12 protein-coding genes are annotated in these 20,106 nt (G+C 39.1%); 4 read left to right on the top strand and 8 right to left on the bottom strand.

From position 1 onward, the window contains the following. Positions 1 to 7: 7 nt before the first annotated feature. From PL_RS21645 to PL_RS21630, 4 genes are all read right to left on the bottom strand, one after another. Positions 8 to 2,401, bottom strand: coding sequence for an ABC transporter permease (locus tag PL_RS21645; RefSeq protein ID WP_041877818.1), 2,394 nt, complete (start codon positions 2,399 to 2,401; stop codon positions 8 to 10). A gap of 18 nt (positions 2,402 to 2,419) precedes the next feature. Continuing rightward, complete coding sequence (locus tag PL_RS21640) at positions 2,420 to 4,789, bottom strand: ABC transporter permease (protein ID WP_041877596.1); 2,370 nt, start codon at positions 4,787 to 4,789, stop codon at positions 2,420 to 2,422. A 67-nt stretch (positions 4,790 to 4,856) separates the two neighbouring features. Then, entirely contained in the window at positions 4,857 to 5,555 is a 699-nt protein-coding gene (locus PL_RS21635) for an ABC transporter ATP-binding protein (RefSeq protein WP_041877598.1), read from the bottom strand. A 55-nt stretch (positions 5,556 to 5,610) separates the two neighbouring features. Then, on the bottom strand, positions 5,611 to 6,855 hold the full coding sequence (locus PL_RS21630) for an efflux RND transporter periplasmic adaptor subunit (RefSeq protein WP_041877822.1): 1,245 nt from the start codon (positions 6,853 to 6,855) through the stop codon (positions 5,611 to 5,613). Positions 6,856 to 7,074: 219 nt separating this feature from the next. Here PL_RS21630 and PL_RS21625 point away from each other — a divergent pair, with 219 nt between their 5' ends. From PL_RS21625 to PL_RS21615, 3 genes are read left to right on the top strand one after another with little or no spacing between them, the layout of a single operon-like run. Continuing rightward, positions 7,075 to 8,445 (top strand): sigma-54-dependent transcriptional regulator, encoded by a 1,371-nt coding sequence (locus PL_RS21625; protein WP_041877600.1) that lies wholly within the window; start codon positions 7,075 to 7,077, stop codon positions 8,443 to 8,445. Positions 8,446 to 8,448: 3 nt separating this feature from the next. After that, complete coding sequence (locus PL_RS21620) at positions 8,449 to 9,804, top strand: sensor histidine kinase (protein WP_041877602.1); 1,356 nt, start codon at positions 8,449 to 8,451, stop codon at positions 9,802 to 9,804. 47 nt (positions 9,805 to 9,851) lie between these two features. After that, the gene (locus PL_RS21615) at positions 9,852 to 10,904 is read left to right on the top strand and encodes a ferredoxin--NADP reductase (protein ID WP_041877605.1); all 1,053 of its coding nucleotides are present in this window, start codon (positions 9,852 to 9,854) and stop codon (positions 10,902 to 10,904) included. A 276-nt stretch (positions 10,905 to 11,180) separates the two neighbouring features. On the opposite strand, the gene PL_RS21610 is transcribed toward PL_RS21615, so the two are convergent. Next, positions 11,181 to 12,455 (bottom strand): glucose-1-phosphate adenylyltransferase, encoded by a 1,275-nt coding sequence (locus PL_RS21610; protein ID WP_041877607.1) that lies wholly within the window; start codon positions 12,453 to 12,455, stop codon positions 11,181 to 11,183. 9 nt (positions 12,456 to 12,464) lie between these two features. Further along, on the bottom strand, positions 12,465 to 13,871 hold the full coding sequence (locus tag PL_RS21605) for a glycogen synthase (protein ID WP_041877610.1): 1,407 nt from the start codon (positions 13,869 to 13,871) through the stop codon (positions 12,465 to 12,467). A 338-nt stretch (positions 13,872 to 14,209) separates the two neighbouring features. Between PL_RS21605 and PL_RS21600 the strand changes: the two genes are divergently transcribed. Further along, a complete protein-coding gene (locus tag PL_RS21600; protein WP_041877613.1) occupies positions 14,210 to 15,001 on the top strand; it encodes a hypothetical protein in 792 nt (263 codons plus the stop codon). A 115-nt stretch (positions 15,002 to 15,116) separates the two neighbouring features. Here PL_RS21600 and PL_RS21595 read toward each other — a convergent pair whose 3' ends face one another. Then, complete coding sequence (locus tag PL_RS21595; RefSeq protein WP_082035778.1) at positions 15,117 to 17,714, bottom strand: BamA/TamA family outer membrane protein; 2,598 nt, start codon at positions 17,712 to 17,714, stop codon at positions 15,117 to 15,119. A 3-nt stretch (positions 17,715 to 17,717) separates the two neighbouring features. Beyond that, a complete protein-coding gene (locus PL_RS21590; protein WP_041877616.1) occupies positions 17,718 to 20,081 on the bottom strand; it encodes a GAF domain-containing protein in 2,364 nt (787 codons plus the stop codon). Between the last annotated feature and the right edge of the window lie 25 nt (positions 20,082 to 20,106).

The following is a 20,106-nucleotide window of genomic DNA, read 5'->3' as shown; positions in this document are numbered from 1 at the left end:
TTTTTAATTATTCGTATTTCAATGCGTCTATAGGATTAGTTCGCGCTGCTTTATAAGAGCGGAAACTTACTGTTATCAGGGTAATGGACATGGAAATAAACATCGCAACAGCAAATGGCCAGATACTGAGTTCTATCCGGTAAGCATATCCCGACAACCACTTTTGAATCAGCACATAAGCTACCGGCCAGGCGATCAGATTGGCCAGAAAAATCATCACGATAAATGAGGTATTTAACATGGTTACCAGCTCCGGAATACTAGCTCCTAAAACTTTACGTATAGCCATCTCTTTGGTTCTCTGTGCAGCTACAAATGAGATCAGACCAAACAAACCGATAAAGGAAATAGAGATGATCACCATCGCAAATATCTTAAAAAGTGTCCCCATCAGCTGTTCGCTCGCATAATATCTGCTGATTCTCTGGTCCATAAAATCAAAAGTATAGACCTGCTCGGCATAATATCCATTCCAGATTTTTTCTATATTTTTCATGATTGCAGGAATTTGCTGCGCGTCCATCTTCACTGCCATGAGCTCAAAGCGATCATTACGGGTTATCATAATAATTGGCGAAACTGCTTCTCTGAGATTCATATTATTAAAATCTTTCACCACACCGACAACCGGACCAGTGATCCCTCCAAACTGGATTTTTTTGCCAACTGCCTGCTGAGGATTACTTATTCCAAACTTCTTTAATAAAGTTTCATTCACGATATACTCCCGCGCAGTATCACTTTTACTTTTAGTCAGATTTTTACCGGCAAGAAGCTTTAAATCGAAAGTCTTCAGATAATCATCATCTACTACTTTAGTATTGGCCTGAAAATCTGCAGTCTTTGTTCCATCAAAAGCAAAAGCATTATTGGTATTGTCATCAGAGCTTGGGCCATCACTACAAAAACTAACGGATAATACACCGGGTTCTGCCATAATTCTCGTCTTTAGAATCTGATATTTTTGTCTGCTCAGACTATCTGCAGGAACATTGATCAATGCAATAGCCGAAGTGTTAAATCCCAGCGGTTTTTCTCTCATAAATTTCATCTGCATGAGAATGACCAGTGTGCAGGTAACCAGTACTATAGTTATGGCAAACTGAATAACAACCAGTACTTTACGGATCATACCACCGCCATTACCCATGCTGACTTTGTTTTTAACTGCCAGCGCGGGGTTAAATCCTGACATAACCAGTGCAGGGTAGAATCCGGATAAAAAGCCGACAAACAAAACCAGGCAAAGCAGAAAAACAAAAATAACAGGATGTGCCGCCAGGTTAAAGGTTATCTTTTCCTGAAACATGGCTGACATGCCTGGTAAAGCAACTTCTGTGAATACACAGGCCAGCAACAATGCAATCAGCGTTAATACCATAGTTTCGGTTAAAAACTGAACTATCAGCTGTTTTTTCCCGCTCCCCATTACCTTGCGCACACCAACCTCTTTAGATCTGCTTACCGATTGCGCCGTAGCCAGATTAATGAAGTTAATGCACGCAGTAATGAGCAACAACGCACCTATTATTGTAAGACCAAGCAGTTCACTTTTGCTGATTCTCTTACCAGAAAAGTTACCAAAGCGTTCATTTGTATGTATGTCTTTAAGCGGCTGAAAAAGATGATCAGGTCTGACATTCGTTTTTTCAACATAATATTTTTTCAGGAAAGCATTTTTAGGTCCTTCCAGATCTGTTACAGCTACTCCTTCTTTCAGTAAAATATAACACTCTGAACTGGAAGAAACAGAACCCCAGCGCGTTTGATTTCTGTGTTTAAAACTGGCATAAGAAATTGCAATGTTGATCACATTGCTGTTATTCTCCGGAACATCGGCAAATACACCTGTAACTTTAAGATCCTTGTCATTTTCATAATTGATAGTTCTGCCGATGGCCAGATGCCAGTCTCCAAAATACCGCTCAGCTGTTTTTTGTGAGAGTGCAACTGTACCCGGTGCTGTTAAAGCCTGAGCGGGATTGCCCAGCAGCCACTGATAATCAAATATTTTAAAGAATTCAGGTTCAACATAGAAGGTCTTTTCCTGAGTTTTAATTTTCAGATTTCCTTCGGCATCTTTCACCTTAATCATCCCCCAGCTGCCTTCTATTGCAGCCACCTGTTCCAGCATCCCAAAGTCATTGCGCATTGCCCCTGCCAATGGCCTTGGTACTCCACGATCAAAATCTTCTCCTCCAGCATAATAAGCATGGCTGACCACCCGGTATATCCGATCCTTATTTTTATACTGCTGATCAAAACTTAACTGATAATTGATAAATAAAAATATGAGTATACAGCCGGTCATCCCAATTGATAAACCCACTATATTCATCAGGGTATATCCTTTATTTTTCCAGAGATTTCTGAATGCAATTTTTAGGTTAAGTCTGAACATATCCATATCTTATTGATTTTATTCGTATTTCAATGCTTGTACAGGATTGGCCTTCGCAGCCTTATAAGCCTGGAAACTTACAGTAATCATAGCTATCCCTAAAGTTCCGGCCACAGCCAGTGCAATAATCACCCAATTGACTGAGGTATGCAGTTCAAAACCTTTCAGCCAGCCGGACATCAAATAATTGGCTACCGGTACGCCGATTACTATAGCAATCAGAACCATTTTCAAAAAGCTGAAAGAAAGAAGCTGTATCAGATTTCCTACAGATGCACCCAATACTTTTCTTACTCCGATCTCCTTGGTTCTCTGCTCTGCACTATAAGCAGCCAAACCGAATAGACCAAGACAGGATATAAAAATGGCAAGCCCCCCAAATACGTTAGACAGAATGCCCAGTACCTTTTGTGTGTTCAGCTTATCTGCATATAAGCGATCTGTGTAATTAATCTCTACGGGATAAGCCGGGTTAACTTCTTTTACAATTTTCTCTATTAAGGCGATATTGGCAGCTGGACTATTAATGGGATTCAGACGCATGGTAACTCTACCTCCCCAGCCCTTGAAAAATGCAACGACCATAGGTCTCTCGACCTGTGAAGGTGAGCCCCAGATAAAGTCTTCAAAGACCCCTACAATAGTGCGGTTTTCTCCATGATAAACAACTGTCTGCCCTACCGGATTCTCCAGATTCATTCTTTTTGCAGCAGAACGGCTCACCATAACTGCGGCACTGTCAGAAGCAAAATGAGGGGAGAATTCTCTACCTGCTAAAAGTTTGACACCAGTAGTTTTGATAAAATCGTAGGTAGTAGCCAGCTGATTAAAACTAAACAGTTGATCTGCATAATTTGATCCCGGCCATTTCATCCCTATGAAACTAGAACCATCCCGGGTTATACTGGATGAGGTTTGTGTCAGAGCTGTTACTGCCCCCGATTGTAATAACCTTGTTTTTAACAACTCAAATTTGTTATATAAATCACCATCCTGCTCCATTTCTACGAGTTCGCCGATTTGATAACCAACAGGCCTGTTTTTGATAAATTGAATCTGCTGATAAATGACTGTGGTTGCAATAATCAATACAACTGCAAAACCAAACTGGCCAATCACCAGTAACTGACGAAGGCTGACAAGCTGTTTTTTAACCCCTTTTTTCTTAAGGATCTGTACCGGATTAAAGGAAGATAAATAGAGCGCGGGATAGCTTCCTGCGATCAGTCCTGTAAGCAATGTCACGAAAACCAATCCGGCCCATATATAAAAATCAGCATAACTGACACCTAATTCAATAGCCAACAAACTGTTAAATAAAGGCAAAGCTAATTCAACGATAATAACAGCCAGGATCGCACTGCAAAAAGTCAGTACGATTGATTCCATCAGGAACTGAGTAATCAGACTGCTGCGGGTTGCACCAATAGTCTTTTTAATACCGACTTCTTTAGCTCTGCGCTCTGACTTTGCTGTAGCCATGTTCATAAAATTGACGCAGGCAATCAACAGAATTCCAATTGCAAGTCCCATAAACAAACGTACTTGTTCAATTTTTCCGCCTGTACTTTTGCCATTGATAAATGTACCGTGCAGATGCAGCTTATTTAATGGGTAAACTGATACAAATACTCTGGCACCAGCACTGTTTTTTTCCACTATCCCTTTGATTTCTTTATTAAACCGGGCAATATCAGTTGACAGGTCAAGTCTGACCAGCGTTGCCCAGCTGAAATTAGTCCAGGCAGGTTCTTTAACCCAGCTATACTGGTTTTCGAAAAGAGACCAGGGCATCAGAAAATCAAAGTAGACAGAACTATTACCCGGAAGATCTCTGATTACTCCGGTAATCTTAAGACTGATCTTATTTTCAAAACGCACAACTTTATTCAGCACATCTATGGTACCAAATAATATTTTAGCCGTAGATTCTGTAACGATCACATTGCCGGGTAAATTAAGGGCAGTTTTGCGATCACCGGCAATAAATGTATAATCGAATATGTTCAGGATACCTGCATCCGCAAAGAGTCCTGTTTTCTTGAAACTTTTAGTTGTTCCGTTAGCAATTAATTTGGGTCTGCCCTTTTCATAACGGCACATTGCTTTAACAGCAGGATAGTTTTCTTTCAAAAACGGCCCGATCATATTCCCCGTCGCTCCGTCAGTCGATTCAATATTCCTGTTTACATCCAGGAAATTTGTCATGACCTTATAAACATGGGCCGAATCTTTTCCATGATTGTCATAACTGAATTCATAAGACACATAAAGCAGCAATAAAAAACAGGAAGCCAGACCAATAGCTAATCCGCTGATATTGATCAGAGAGAAGCTTTTATTTCTCCAGAGATTTCTTAAGGCTATTTTCAGGTTCAGTTTAAACATCGTTGTGGTTCTGTTTGATGATCGCTGGTACAGTATTAAATTGACGCTTTCTAAATAAAAACGTTGCTTAAATGAGTTCTTCTGTACGGGCTTTATTTACTTTTTCTGAGATTACATGCCCGTCTTTCAGGTTGATGATCCTGTTGGAAAAACTTGCATCATGCGAAGAGTGGGTAACCATCACAATAGTAGTTCCCTGCTCATTCAGTTCACAAAGCAGTTCCATCACTTCATTACCATGGGAGCTGTCCAGGTTACCCGTAGGTTCATCGGCAAGTACCAGTTTAGGTTTAGTCACCAGTGCTCTTGCCACAGCAACACGCTGCTGCTGTCCGCCGGATAACTGTTGAGGGAAATGGCCGCTCCTGTTAACAATATTCATTCTTTCAATCATTTCATTAACCAGACGTTTGCGCTCAGGTGCAGCAACTTTGTTATAGATCAGGGGTAATTCTATATTTTCAAATACAGTCAGCTCATCAATCAGGTTGAAATTCTGGAAAACAAAACCCATATTTCTTTTACGGAAGTTTGACCTTTCTTTATCATTCAGCGTCAGCAGTTCTGTTTCCAGAAATTTATAACTGCCGCTTTCAGGTTTATCCAGCAGCCCCATCACGTTCAGCAATGTTGACTTTCCGCACCCTGAGGGGCCCATAATAGAGACAAACTCACCAGCTTTGACGTGCATATTAATTCCATTCAATGCAGTGGTTTCTATCTCTTCTGTTTTATATACTTTTTCCAGGTTTTCAATTTTTATCATGATATGATGATTTATATTTTTTTATAGTTTTTATAACGGTTATCAGGTTATACGTTTACCTGCTTACTTCTACAATATCGTATTGATTGAACTGATCGTAAGATGAGGTAATTACTTCTTCATTTTTCTGCAATCCTTCCATAACCTCATAGTACAAATAGTTTTTCCGGCCTATTTTCACATTTCTTTTCTGTGCTTTTCCATCTTTCAGTACAAATACCCATGACCCTCCGGTACTCTGGAAAAATTGCCCCTGTGCAAGCAGTAACGATTTACTGTTGTCCGAAAGGGTAAGTTTTACCTGTAAAGATAATCCTCTTCGCAACTCATCCGGTGATTTCCCTTCAAAAACAAGCTCCACCTGGAACTGACCTGCAGTTACCTCAGGAATTACTTTTCTAACCGTAAGATGATAGATCTTCCCATTAAACTCACAGTTAGCAGATTGTCCTTCTTTTACTCTGTTGATATAGTATTCATCTACGCCTGCCTGCAGTTTATAGCCTTGCAGTACATCTATCTTGCCCAGCATTTCATTTGCTGTATAGGATTTACCTATAACGGGATCATAAGAGGATAATCTTCCGGAAACCGGAGCCTTGATGGTCATATTCTCAATATTTTTTCTGATAGTTTCCAGGCTCTCGTTCATTCTGCTTACAGATACATCAATCTGCTGCAACTGCATCGCCCTGCTCTGGTTTTCTTGTTTTACAGCCTGTTTTAATATATTCTTTCTGCCTTTATTATACTCATAATCCTGGCTTGAGTTATTAAATTCCTCTCTGGTTATCACTTTATTTGAAAACAAGGTACTGTCAATTTTATATTTTCTGCTGGCAGTTCTCAGTGTATTCTCTATGACCATCATATCCTGAGCCATTATCCGCTGGTTTTGTTCCAGATCCAAACGTACTTTACGCAATTGATTAATCTGCTCGATAATACTGGTTTCACTCGATGTATAATTTGATAACGCGTTTGGATTAGCAATTCTCAACAGCGGCGTACCTTTAACTACCGACGCTCCGTTCTCCGTAAAAATTTCTGCAACTGTTCCGCCTTCTGATGAACTCACGATCACTGAAGTCAGCGGTACTACGCTTGCATTCAATAATACCACATCCTCAAAGTCACCATACTGAACTTTGCTGATCGTTAATTTATCTGCATCAGCTTTGTATACCTTATTCAGGGATAGTTTATATCCATAAGCTACCAGCCCGGCCAGCAACAGGCCTCCTGTAAGCATTAATATCTTTTTTGTACTGAATCTCTTTTTTGCAATGATCTTATCCATGATAAATGTAATGTCTGTGAAGCCATATACCAAGGGCATGCCAAAGCAAAAAAACATATTTAATCAACTACATATCAGTAATTTAACACATTAACACTAAAAAACACTGTTCGTTATCGGACAGCTGTTGTACAGCAACGGACAATTCCATTATTTTTGCTCATCAGTCAGTTAAATTTATCGTTTGATAAGCTTAACTATATATAAAATCCTTATAAAATGACAGAAGCAAACGTTTTGGTAATTGATGATGATGATGATATTCTTTTAAGTGCGAAACTCTTTTTAAAACAGCACTTTAAACAGGTTGTCACTTGTAAATCACCCAAAGAGATCAATGTATTACTCAGCCATAATGAGATTGATATTATCCTGTTGGATATGAACTATCAGAAGGGAGCCAGTGATGGTCGTGAGGGACTTTACTGGTTAGAGCATATCTTATCAATAGATAAAGACTATGTAGTCATTCTCATGACTGCTTATGGCAATGTGGAACTGGCTGTACAGGCGATAAAAAAAGGAGCTGTAGATTTCATTCTTAAACCCTGGGAAAATGAGAAACTTTATGCTACGCTCTCAGCAGCTTCTAAACTAAGACAATCAAACAAAAAGGTTAAAAAACTTGAAAAAATAAACACCTCTATACAAACTGATCAGGCCAGAAAGTTTGAGCATATTATCGGGACTTCGGCTCCCATCAGACATTTGCAAAACACACTAATTAAAGTAGCGCCTACTGATGCGAATGTATTGATATTAGGCGAAAATGGTACAGGTAAACAGGTATTTGCTTACGAATTGCATAAACACTCTCTAAGAAAAAATCATATTTTCATGCATGTCGATCTGGGTTCTTTAAATGAGAATCTGTTTGAAAGTGAACTTTTTGGTTATGCTAAAGGCGCATTTACGGATGCCCGCGATGACAGACCGGGAAGATTTGAACTGGCCGATAACGGAACAATATTCCTTGATGAGATAGGAAATCTGTCTTTGCCATTACAGGGCAAATTACTAACGGTCCTGCAAAACCGGACAGTCACCCGTTTAGGAGAAAGCAAGGACCGGAAAATAAATGTAAGGTTGATCACTGCAACCAATATGCCGTTGAATGAAATGGTAGCCAAAGGCACTTTCCGTCAGGATTTACTTTTCCGGATCAACACAGTCGAACTGGAACTCCCTCCGCTGCATCAGCGTGCTGAGGATATCTTACTGCTGGCCAATCATTTTTTGCATACTTTTAGTACCAAATATCATAAGAACATTAACCTGATTACTGAAAAAGCCGGTAATACCTTACTGGCCTATCACTGGCCGGGTAATGTCCGTGAATTACAGCATGTGATTGAAAGAGCTATTATCATGGCTGATGGTAATGAGATTACTGAACAGGATTTACAATTAAGCCCGCAAAGATTTGGCGGATCGGCATCGCTACCGGTGACTCTGGATCTGGAAGAAATGGAAAAAATGATGGTACAGAAAGCAATAGAGAATCATAAGGGAAATATTTCGCGTGCAGCGGCAGAACTGGGGCTTACCCGTGCAGCTTTATACCGCAGAATAGAAAAATTCGGATTATAGCCTATGTTTTATCAACGTTTTACTTTCAGACTGATTTTTAAGCTGCTGCTGATTAATTCACTGATAGTTTTATTGGGTTATCTGATTTTAAAAACTCAGCTATGGTTTACTATAGCCGGCGTTTCCTGTATACTGATAATCTCTGTCTTTTCCTTATACAGTTATATTAACCAGATCAGATCTGATATTAAGCGTTTTATTCTTGCAATTAAAACCCGCGATCATACTTTGAATTTCAAAAATAAAAGTACCAAAGGGAGCTTTCCTGATTTGTACGGATCATTTGATGAGATTATCAAAACTCATAAAGATATCCAGCTGGAACAGGATGCCATGTTTCAGCTGATCAAAACTATTCTGCAGCAGGTACCGGTAGGTGTCATAGTCCTTAAAGACAATGCTGATCCTGCGCAGGCAGAAATTTCTTTTTTTAATGAGGCTGCAGCTTTCCTGCTTAAGGTACCAGCTTATAAATACTGGCACCGGCTGAAAGAGCATCTGCCGATTTTCACGACAGAAATTGAAAGCATACAAAATGGTGGTAAAAGATTTCTTGAAATTAAAATTCAGGAAAAACTCATTCAGTTATCAACTGAGGTTATCCCGATAAACCTGTATAATACCAGTTACAGGATCATTTCTTTCCAGAACATTAAGGATGAAATTGAGCAGAAAGAAATCGAAGCCTGGAACAGGCTGATTGGTGTAATCTCTCATGAGATCCTGAATTCCATTACCCCTATCAGCTCCCTTTCTGATACAGTTAACAGTATGGTATCAGGTAAAGATTCATTAAACAAAGAGGAGCTGGAAGACCTTAAGCCAGCTATACAGGCTATCAAAAGACGATCGGTGGGCTTGCTTGACTTTGTAAAGGATTACCGTCTGATTGCTGAATTACCCACGCCAGAGCTTGAATCACATAGCATTGGCGAAATCCTCCAGCATATCCAGATCCTGATGCAGCCTTTTGCAGCTGTAAAAAATGTAAAACTCTCTATAGGACAGACCTCTTCAAAAATTACGATCAGCGTAGATTTAAAACTTATAGAACAAGCTTTAATTAACCTGGTGACCAATAGTATTCATGCTTTGGAAGATGTAGATCAGCCATTTATAGCAATTGATTACCGTCTGGAACAAAATAAGTTATTCCTCGACGTAACTGACAATGGCAGGGGTATTGAACCGGAGCTGGCAGAGAAAATATTTGTCCCGTTTTTTACGACCCGCAAAAACGGTTCTGGAATTGGTCTGACCATTACCCGGAACATTATGAAAATGCATTACGGTAGTCTGGAAGTTAGTTCCATACCTTATCAAAAGACTATTTTTTCTCTCGTTTTTAATTATGTTTAATCCCTTGTTTAAACAGGCTCTGAGAAAAATCGGTAGATTTGTATCCTATGACCACTCTGCAATTACGAATTACTGAAATTTCAAAGCGCCCCGGAGATAATATCTTCATCCAGTTTGAACCTGTAGACGGAACAATTCCAGCTTATGAATCCGGACAATTCCTGACTGTATTATTCCAGGTCAATGAAAAAGAAATCAGGCGTTCCTATTCTATTTGCAGTTCTCCAGCCATTGATGAGCCCATGAGTATCGCCGTAAAATTGGTAGAGAACGGAGAAATATCAAAGTATCTGCATCATAAAACCGCTGTGGGTGATGTCCTGACGGTTCTGCCTCCAGCCGGCATTTTTACTTATTCTCCGGTCACAGCAATTAAGCGTACCGTTTTCCTTTTTGCAGCCGGCGTCGGGATTACCCCGGTTTATTCTATTTTAAAAACTGCTCTGCTTAAGGAAGAAAACTCAAAAATAGTGCTGATCTACAGTAACCGTTCGGCCACTACTACCCTGTTTTACAAAGAACTAAATGACTGGCAGGAAAAATACCCTGAAAGATTTAAACTTATCTATCTGTTCAGTGATTCAAAAAACCTTCAGTTTGCCCGTCTGAATAGTTTCCTGATTCATGATCTCTATAATTCGAACATTCAGTATGACCAATCCGATGCCCTGTGTTATACCTGTGGTCCGATTGATTATATGGTGATGTGCCGTATTTCTCTTTTAGGAATGGGTTTCCGTCTAGATCAGATCAAAAAAGAAACCTATTTCATTCCTGAAGATGAGGCAGACGATGATGATATGACCGAGAAGGTCATCAAGGATAAAAATACTTATACGGTAATCCTGGAGTTCAATAAAAATGTTTATCAGCTCGAAGTTCCGTGGTATAAGAGAATCCTGGAAGTAGCCCTTTCCCATAACATTAATGTGCCCTACAGTTGTGGTGCCGGAATTTGCAGCTCTTGCGTAGCCTCCTGCACTGAGGGTGGTGTAAGAATGGATTACAACGAAGTTTTAACAGACCAGGAGATAGCGCAGGGAAGAGTACTGATTTGCACAGGTCATCCTACCAGCAACCATACAAAAATCGTGATCTAGATAAGAGGATGTAATCCAGACCATAGAATAAGTTACCCTTTCAGCGTATCAGCCATCCGTATCATATCCGTAGCAAGGAATGCATATCGGCTCTGCTAAACTCCCAACCTCCCACACCCAACTTGTAAAAAAGATTACACTGTAATATTAAGCGGCCAGTTAATCGGATCTAAAACTCTCCGGCTAATTAAAAAAGGGATAGGGGTTTACAGGCATTGTTCATCCCTTCAGATGAACGCGGCCTGTAAACCCCTATCCCTTTTTTAATTACTCCCCCTATCCGATCACTGTCCCATTGACAATTACCGCATCTTTCTTTATAACCACAATACCATCTTTGACTGCATAAAACTCAAAATCCCCATCTTCCAGATGTTCTCCTCCGTTGATAGTCACATCGTTTCCTATTCTGCAGTTTTTATCTACAATTGCATTAAAGATCTTGCACCGGTCACCGATCCCGATCAATGGTCTTCCTGCTTCATTTTCTTCAGCAATTTCAGCAAGAGTCTGATACCTGTCACTGCCCATGATATAGGTGTTTTCGACAGAAGTACCATTCCCAATTCTTGATCTTATCCCAATCACAGAATGTTTAATCAGATCAGCATTTAAAATACAGCCCTCAGCAATCACAGCTTTAACCAGCGAAGTGCTCAATATCTTGGTAGGCGGAAGCATCCTTGGTCTGGTGAATATGCTCTGATTACTATCAAACAGATTAAACTTTGGAATATCATCAGTTAAGCCCAGATTTGCTTCAAAGAAAGAACATATATTCCCAATATCTGTCCAGTACCCCTCATATTGAAAACTTAACACTCTTTGCGTTTGCAGCACACGGGGAATAATTTCCTTTCCGAAATCTTTCTCATCAGGATTTTCGGCAAATATGCTAACCAGCAAATCACGGTTAAAGATATAAATACCCATTGAAGCCAGATAATTACGGCCTTCAGCCTGCATTTCCGGTCCGGTATCAGAAGCCCAGTCACCTAACTGATCAGCACTTGGTTTTTCAATAAAAGAAGTAATTATATTTTCTTCATTCGCCTTTAAAATACCAAAACCAGTTGCATCTTTAGCTGTACTGGGAATTGTTGCCAGTGTGACCTGGGCACCACTTTCTTCATGAGCATTTAACATCTCATTAAAATCCATCTGGTACAACTGATCACCTGATAATATCAGTACATATTCAAAATCATGCTGTAATAAATGATGCATCGTCTGACGGACAGCATCGGCTGTTCCCTGAAACCAGGTTGGGTTATCAGGCGTTTGCTCGGCCGCAAGAATATCTACAAAGGCATCACTAAAATGACTAAAATGATAAGTGTTTTTAATATGTTTATTTAACGATGCCGAATTAAACTGGGTAAGTACAAACATGCGGTGAATACCAGAATTAAGACAGTTAGAGATCGGAATGTCTACCAAACGATATTTACCTGCAATTGGAACAGCTGGCTTGGAACGGGTCTGTGTTAGCGGTGATAATCTGGAGCCCTGGCCACCGCCAAGGATAACTCCTAGTACTTTTTCAGTCATATAGTTAAATTACATTTGGTACAGATCTATATATTGTTGGGCGGCCTTATCCCAGGAATGGTCCAGCTGCATTGTATATTTTAGAATTTCTTTAACATGCTTTTTATTCTGATAAAGGTCATAAGCCCTTCCGATAGCATGTCCAACATCTCCCACACTGGTCTGATCATGACAAATACCAAATCCACCATCCCCTATATCCACCACTGTATCTTTCAATCCACCAATCCTTCTTACAACCGGGATAGTCCCGTAACGCAACGCGTACATTTGATTTAATCCACAAGGTTCTACTCTTGAAGGCATTAATAGAAAATCAGCCCCTGCATAAATCTGATGGGACAATTTTTCATTATAGCCAATATAAGCGTTATAGTTTCCAGAAAACCAGTTCTTCAACTCGATTAGCTTTCCTTCTACTTCAGGATCTCCGGAGCCAAGCACGAGAATATTAATATTCCCGCGACTGTGAGCTAATGAATTATGAAAAATCTCAGGTAATAAATCTGCTCCTTTCTCTCCAACCAGCCTGCCGATAAATGTGAATAACGGTTTTGCCGGGTCTAAATTAAAAACATCACACAGCGCTGCTTTGTTTGCCTTTTTACCATTTTCTACGGTTCTTATACTATAAGTCTTCTCGAGCATCGGGTCTTTTTGCGGATCCCAGACCTCATTATCGATTCCATTTAAGATCCCCGCAGACTTCCCTCTTTCGCTGGCCAGCAGACTTTCCAGTCCATTGGCGTTGTAACTGATTTCCTCCAGATAACTCGGAGAAACCGTTGTTACCCTCCAGGCACATTTAATAGCTGAAGCCAACGGATTAATATCATTTTTCCATTCCAGCAAACCAGATCTCCACAGATCAAAGGCAGGCAGATAATGTAGTTTATCCCACCCAAACTGTCCCTGATACTGAGCATTATGAATGGTAAGCACGGTAGGAATATTTCTAAGACTCTTATATTTTTCACAATTACCGGTCATAAACGGGACAAGACCAGTATGATGATCATGACAATGGATCACATCAGGACGGTGTTCCCACTGACTGATCCAGTCTAAGGTAGCAATCTGATAAGCCAGGAAACGCTCAGTATCATCTTCATAACCATATACCCGATCACGATCCGTTAAACCCGCTATGTATACCAGATAAAGATCAAACCCCAGTTTATTTGTCTTTTCTCTGAATATCCGTACCGGAAAATGACGGGTTCCGAGATTACCCCATGCATCATAAACTACTTCAAATTCGTTTTGAAGCATAAATGAATTATTATATGCGGGCATAACTACTTTGGAGAAGTGCCCCAGTTTACGCTGATATTTTGGTAATGCGCCTACAACATCCCCTAATCCTCCAACTTTAGCTATCGGATAACATTCTGCGCTGAGATGAATTATTTCCATAAATTATTGACGTGCTGAGATAAAGGTGGTATTTGTAATTTGCTATTAAAATATGAGTTATAACCCAAATAAACACACATTGTTTTTCATTAAATTGTATTATTTTTTTCTGGTCTTCTTTTATCTGATTTCTCAGCGCCTCCTCTGTTCAGCCAATGTATGATTACAGAGATGCCGGCAATGAAGCATGACAGTACCTGAATTGATTTAAAATCAGCAAATATTACCGTTCTGGGCTTATTTTGTTATTGTTTAGATATTTATTTAATTATTTAAACATTATTTCCAATAATGGAAGTAGTTTTAGGTTTTAATTAAATCTAAAATTTATTATTGTTATGGAAATTTATAAGAATTTGTTTCTGGTCACTATTGTTCTTTTTATGGGTTGTAAAAAAAATGACAGCCCGGCAGAAACTACCGGAGAGGTTATTCCGCCTGTTATTGATGTGGGTACCAAAATATTGGTTCCGGTTCAGCTGGGAACCGGAAAATCAAAAATGGTAATTAGCTATACCGAAGGATTAGCCGTTTCTAAAATTGAGTATGGAGATGGAAAAAGTATTGTACTGACTTACACCAAAGATGGAAAGCCTTTCGATTTACAGCGATATAAGAACGATGTTCTCGTTTCTTATACCAGTTATTCTCTGGATGAAAAAGGACGAGTAAAAAAGGGTAAAACAGCTGTTGTGAAAAAAGATGAATATATCTCTACAGGTTACTATGAATTGAAATACAATAGTGATAATCAGATTACAGGTATTCATAATTTTGACATCAATAATCATCAGGCTGGTGAGCAGGAAAGATGGTTTAATGAGGCCGGCAATCTGAGCGGGGAAAAAGCAGGAATAGCAGGACCTGCATTAAACTACAGTTATGATCTGAAAAATGGCTTATTTAAGCATGTCAGATATGTGTGGCTACTGACTATCGAGAAAGATAACAGTCTTTTCCTTTCCGGGGTCAATAATATCAGGTTTTGTAACAATCCTTCAGCTCCCGAAGATGAACAAAATTTCAGTTATGAATACAATACTGACGGCTATCCGGATATGATTACTACAACAGTCAGGGAAGGAAAGAGCTCAGCGAAGGTAATTTACCGGGAAATCAAAACAAATTGAACTCAGCTATTCTAAAGATTGTTTTTTTGTTTGCATAGTTGGTTCAGTGCTGCCGGTTTAATTGGTTCCGGCAGCCTGAATTATAATTTATAAACAGCCATTATGAACGGTCGAATTAAAAATTAAATCCTACAGAAATATAAGGCATTGTGCTTTCTTTCGAAAAACCAACAGCTGCCTGTATCAGGATCAGATCAGCCGGAACAATGTATATTCCACCTCCGTATCCATGATGCCACTGATTTGAAGACTGGCCAGGCATCCATACACGGCCAACATCATTAAAGCCAAGAAGACCTAATGATCCGGGTACAATGTAAGAGGTAAAATCAAATAACTTAAGGCGAAGATCCAGATTATAATATAGCATGGATTTACCCGTAAACCGATTTGTATGGAAACCGCGAAGATTATGTACTCCACCTAATTGCATTTGCTGGAAAAACCCGGGATTTCCTAAAGTTGTACCTCCACCTAAACGGTTTGCAATCACGAAGCCAGAATGTCCCGGATTCAAATAGTAACGAAATTCTGATTGTATTTTCCCATAGCGTTCATGATCTGAGTTGAGCTGCTGACTAGCTGTAATCCTGGTATTCCAATACATTCCATTTTTAGGGATGGAAATATTATCTCTGGAATCATATTTTACTTCGGTAATCAGCCCCACGTAAACACGATCATTAAAAACTGACTCTTCAGGATTAGTCTGATTGAAGTCATTCAAAAACCGATGTTCATTTCCTTTACGGCTGCTGGTGTAATACTCTGTGGTTAACCCTCCACCTATTGTCCATCTGCCGGTTTTTTTATAGAGTTGAAAATCTGCAGTCAGATAATCGTAACGGTTTCTGTAATAGGACATGTCTTTGGGTTCCTCTTTGATAAATTCAGTTTCATTACCTAAACCAAAAAAGTTACTCAGGTTATTTGGCCCCAAAAGATTTGCATTGACCTTAAAATCTGTATTCCCAATGGCTTTTTTAAAGTCTCCGGCATAGTTCAGGATAAAAGATTTTCTACCCGTCGAATAATCTACCCAAAACTCCTGATGCGATGCATAAGGTGTTTTTCTAAAACCCTGTTTCTCCAGAATCAGTCCGACACCTGCTTGTATCCCCTGATCAATATTATAATTAACATGAAATAATGGTCCAAACTGATCAAATACGTAGCTTTTTTTATTATACTGATTAACAGCTGTATCAGCAGATAACCGAAGTTTTGCTACAGAAGAAGAAGGAATTTCATTTTCCTGATCTGAGCGGTCATAGATGTAAGTATTTGATTTATGACCCAGATCTTTATTAATCTCAAAACGATCTTTACCATCTCCGCCAATCATCCGAACTGTAATCGGCGATTTTGTTTCTCCGGTCACTTCAAATATATCATCCCCTCCCATTCCATATAATCTGATTTCATGGGTCAAACTATGATCAAAGGTACGGTGATATAATTTCCGGCCCGTTTCACCACTCTTTTTAATATTACTGACAGTCAGTTCTATATTCCCGTTCTTCTTATGTCTGATTTCAAAATACTCTCTTTTATCGGAAGCAGGAATTTCAACCGTATGAGCCAGAAAACGATAATAGGCCATGGCACTTTTCTCCAGGTTATCTTTTCTGGCAATCATTATATTCAATGTCTCTTCTCCTCCTTCAGCAAAAATATTAGCTGGCATCAGCTGCATTGATTTTCTAAGTAAAGCCGGCGTTAATTTTCCCTGCACATATTTGATTTCCTCCTGCCAGTCTTTTTCACTCAACCCGCTCAGAAAGTATCTGTCAAAATACCGCTGATTAAAATTCCACTGATCAACAGCTCTGATTTCTGCATCAAAAGGCTGTAAATTGGCTTTTAACCACTGATGTGAGAGTATCCAGGGAAATATACCTGAGGTTTTATAAAAAACCTTGTCCCTATCCCTTGGAACAGGGATATATGTCTTCTCTCCTTTATCCTTATCGTCTATTTTTAACCATCGCCAGTTATCTTCATGTCTATCCCAGTCACCAACAACAAAATCAAGTAATCTCGCTCTTAAAACTAATTTTTGTTCAATATGTGTATCATTATCTTCCTCAATTTTTCGCTGAGCTTTCAATGTATTATCACTTTTCTCATACCCTGCCGGCATACGTTCTTCCAGCAAATAAGCTGCATTGGCAAAAACCTTCCGGTATTTACCAAGGGCAGGATCATCACCGATATAAATAATTTCTGGATTAGCATGAGGAATTTCAAGGGCATCAGCCAATGGTGGAACAATTAATGCAGAAAAAGGATGACCTGTTGAAATCTGATCCTGTACGATATCTTTAGCAATTGTTGCCCTCAAATTTGCTGGCAAACCTCTTTCAGGATATTTCTGAATCGTTCTGAGCGCCCACTCCCTTCCTGAGGCATCTTCCAGGCGTAAAGATCTGGTCTGCATTCCTCCTCCCAGTTGCAATATTTTCATACCACCACGTTCTTTCTGGAGATCAACAATCCGCATTCTTACAGGAGTAGCCCATAACTTCCTGTAATTTTCACCTAAAAAGAAACGATGTGTTTTGGAAACGGAATCATAGGCAGGAGATATAGCTATTGTAATAGAGTCCTTAGTCCTGTTCTGCTGTGCATGGGTAAATAGCGGAAGACTAAAGAACAGAATAGTTACTGATACTGTAAGGTTTACTTTATTTTTTCTGGAAATTATGTGCATTTATTAATCAGTTTTTATTGCGACTTCTACCCGCAATGCTTTAAGTCCTTCAACACCTTGTAATTCTTCCACTTCCAGATATTCAACCTGATCGGTTAATAATTGCTGTTCCTGTAATTTATGGATATATGTTATATATTCATCAGCTTCTGAACTATTGAAATAAACAATTGCAATTTTACCGGGCTGAGTAAGTCGTTCTGTACTATCCTTGACATGAGCCTTATCTATCCTTTTCTTCACCATCTGATACCGGATATTATAACTTCCTTCAACATCAAATCTTTGTTCATCAATCCTGAAACTAATATCAATGATTTTTTCATAAACAAAAATCAACTGTGTAGTTTCCATCGGTATAGCTAGTGAAGGCTTCAGGTCTGCCGTTATCCTGGTTATCTCAGCAATTGCTTTCAACTGCCTTAACCGGAAATCAGCCAGTAAATCATCTCTGAAATCTTTGTCTGGTGCAATAGAATGCCCAAGATAAATATCAAACTCCACACCGTCGGTTCTGAATTTTTCAAAATAACAAGGATATTCCTGCTGCAATTGTGCATTAAACTGATCCAGGTGTTTATTCACCGCCCGGTTAATGGTCTGCATACTATTCTCGTAATTATCTCTGTTTTCAAAGATCTTCCCTCCCGGACGTGTCAGTTCAAAATATTCATCAATAATCTTTTCAGCCTCAGGATAAATATCTTTAAGTATATTCAGGTAAGGAGGAAGCTGATGCTGAAGATAATCGTCAGTTTTCATAATCTCCCGATCAGATATTTCGTCAAACCCTTTATGATCCCATGCAGACTGCTGTCTTGGAAAATCATCTTCCAGGACCTCTGGTATTATGGACTTCAGGTTTCCCAGTGTTATTTCCAAAATTTCAAAATGAGCAAACAAATCTTTCCGGATCATCAGATTCCGCTCAATACTTGAATTTCTGATATCAATTGCTCCGTAGAAAGGATGTACATCCTTGAAATAAATCGGTTCAATCGGAAGATTTTTTTCCCACCCGCCTGAAGCCATGTAATTGTAAGCAGCCTGATTGAAACGCCACTCAACAGAAGACTGCAACGCAGTAAACTTATCAGTGACTATCGCAGTGATCTCATTGTTAAAATCAGTAATGATATTCTGATACAGCTGAGTCAGCAAAGGGAAAGCGCTTTCAATTCTGGATAAAGTATTCCCATTAAAAGCCGTACTGTCTTTAGTATAAAGCTCTAAGCAACCGATCAGTTTAGCATTGTAGTATAATGGAAAAATAGCATATGACCTGATACCTGCATCTGCAACCAACTTAAGCATCGGGTAGGCAGTATATTCTTCAGCTTTAATTTCAGGAAAAATAAGTCTGCGCGGGTTTGCTATAAATGATTTTACCAGTTCAGCATATTCTGCTTCATCTACTCCATTTAGTTTCGCCTGCTGAATGATAATACTTTGAAAACCCTCATGAAAATAAGGTAATGTTTTATTATTCAGTTTTAAATAAGGCAGTAATCCAAAATCTATCAGGTCACTTCCAACCAGGGATTTGAGTGCTAAAGAAATTGAAGAAGTACTCCAGCCTACCTCACACTGGTTATGTGAAATAATTGCGTTTTTAATAGACTCAAGTGCATATTCGGCAGTGATATCTACTAAAGTGACAATAGCAATTCCTTCAACACGGAACATGGAAGAGGGTAGTAAATTATTAAGGGTTTCCAGATTGCTGCTTTCATCCTGCATATACTCTTTTACATTTTGCAGTGTGAGCTCTGGCAGCGTTGTATTACTTGTAATCTCAACAAAACGGGTATCGATATTTAACCTGTAATACCTGATTAACTGTGTTTTATGATCAACTATAGATTTAATAACATGCTGATCTGTACCCAGACTGAAATTATAAAACTTTTGCAGAACCATATTGTACAGAGTGGTCAGCATAGTATTCTGCAGTTCTTTTTGAGAAGGCAAAGCCAGATCGGTATTTAAACCTTCTTTTTTATCATCAAGCAGGACCTTATAAAAAGCATTTGTACCATAATAAAAGCAAGGACATATAGGTTTACTTAATGCCCATAATTGCTCCCGTTCATCATTAATGATCGGCGACAATGCCGTATAGATCAATTCAAATAAATGATTGTATTTATTGACATTTGCTGCAGGAATAGGGTCTGCCAATTCCGGAAAAGCAGAGAACTGCTCCAGCAAATAGTTATAGAAGTTTATTTTGGCTGTCTTTTCTACTTTAATCTTTTCAGTAAGAAAGGTAATAAATGGTTTTAATGAAAGGCGAATATCAGCTTTCATTCCATTTTCCTCATTCCCGCAAACGTACTTGTTAAAGTCAATCGTTATTGCCTGCATTTTGTGTTTTCAATTATAAGCGTCA

This window comes from Pedobacter lusitanus, from assembly GCF_040026395.1.
Taxonomy (GTDB): Bacteria; Bacteroidota; Bacteroidia; order Sphingobacteriales; family Sphingobacteriaceae; genus Pedobacter; species Pedobacter lusitanus.
Note: the sequence above shows the minus strand (reverse complement) of the source record. Positions and strands in the feature narration are given on the sequence as shown.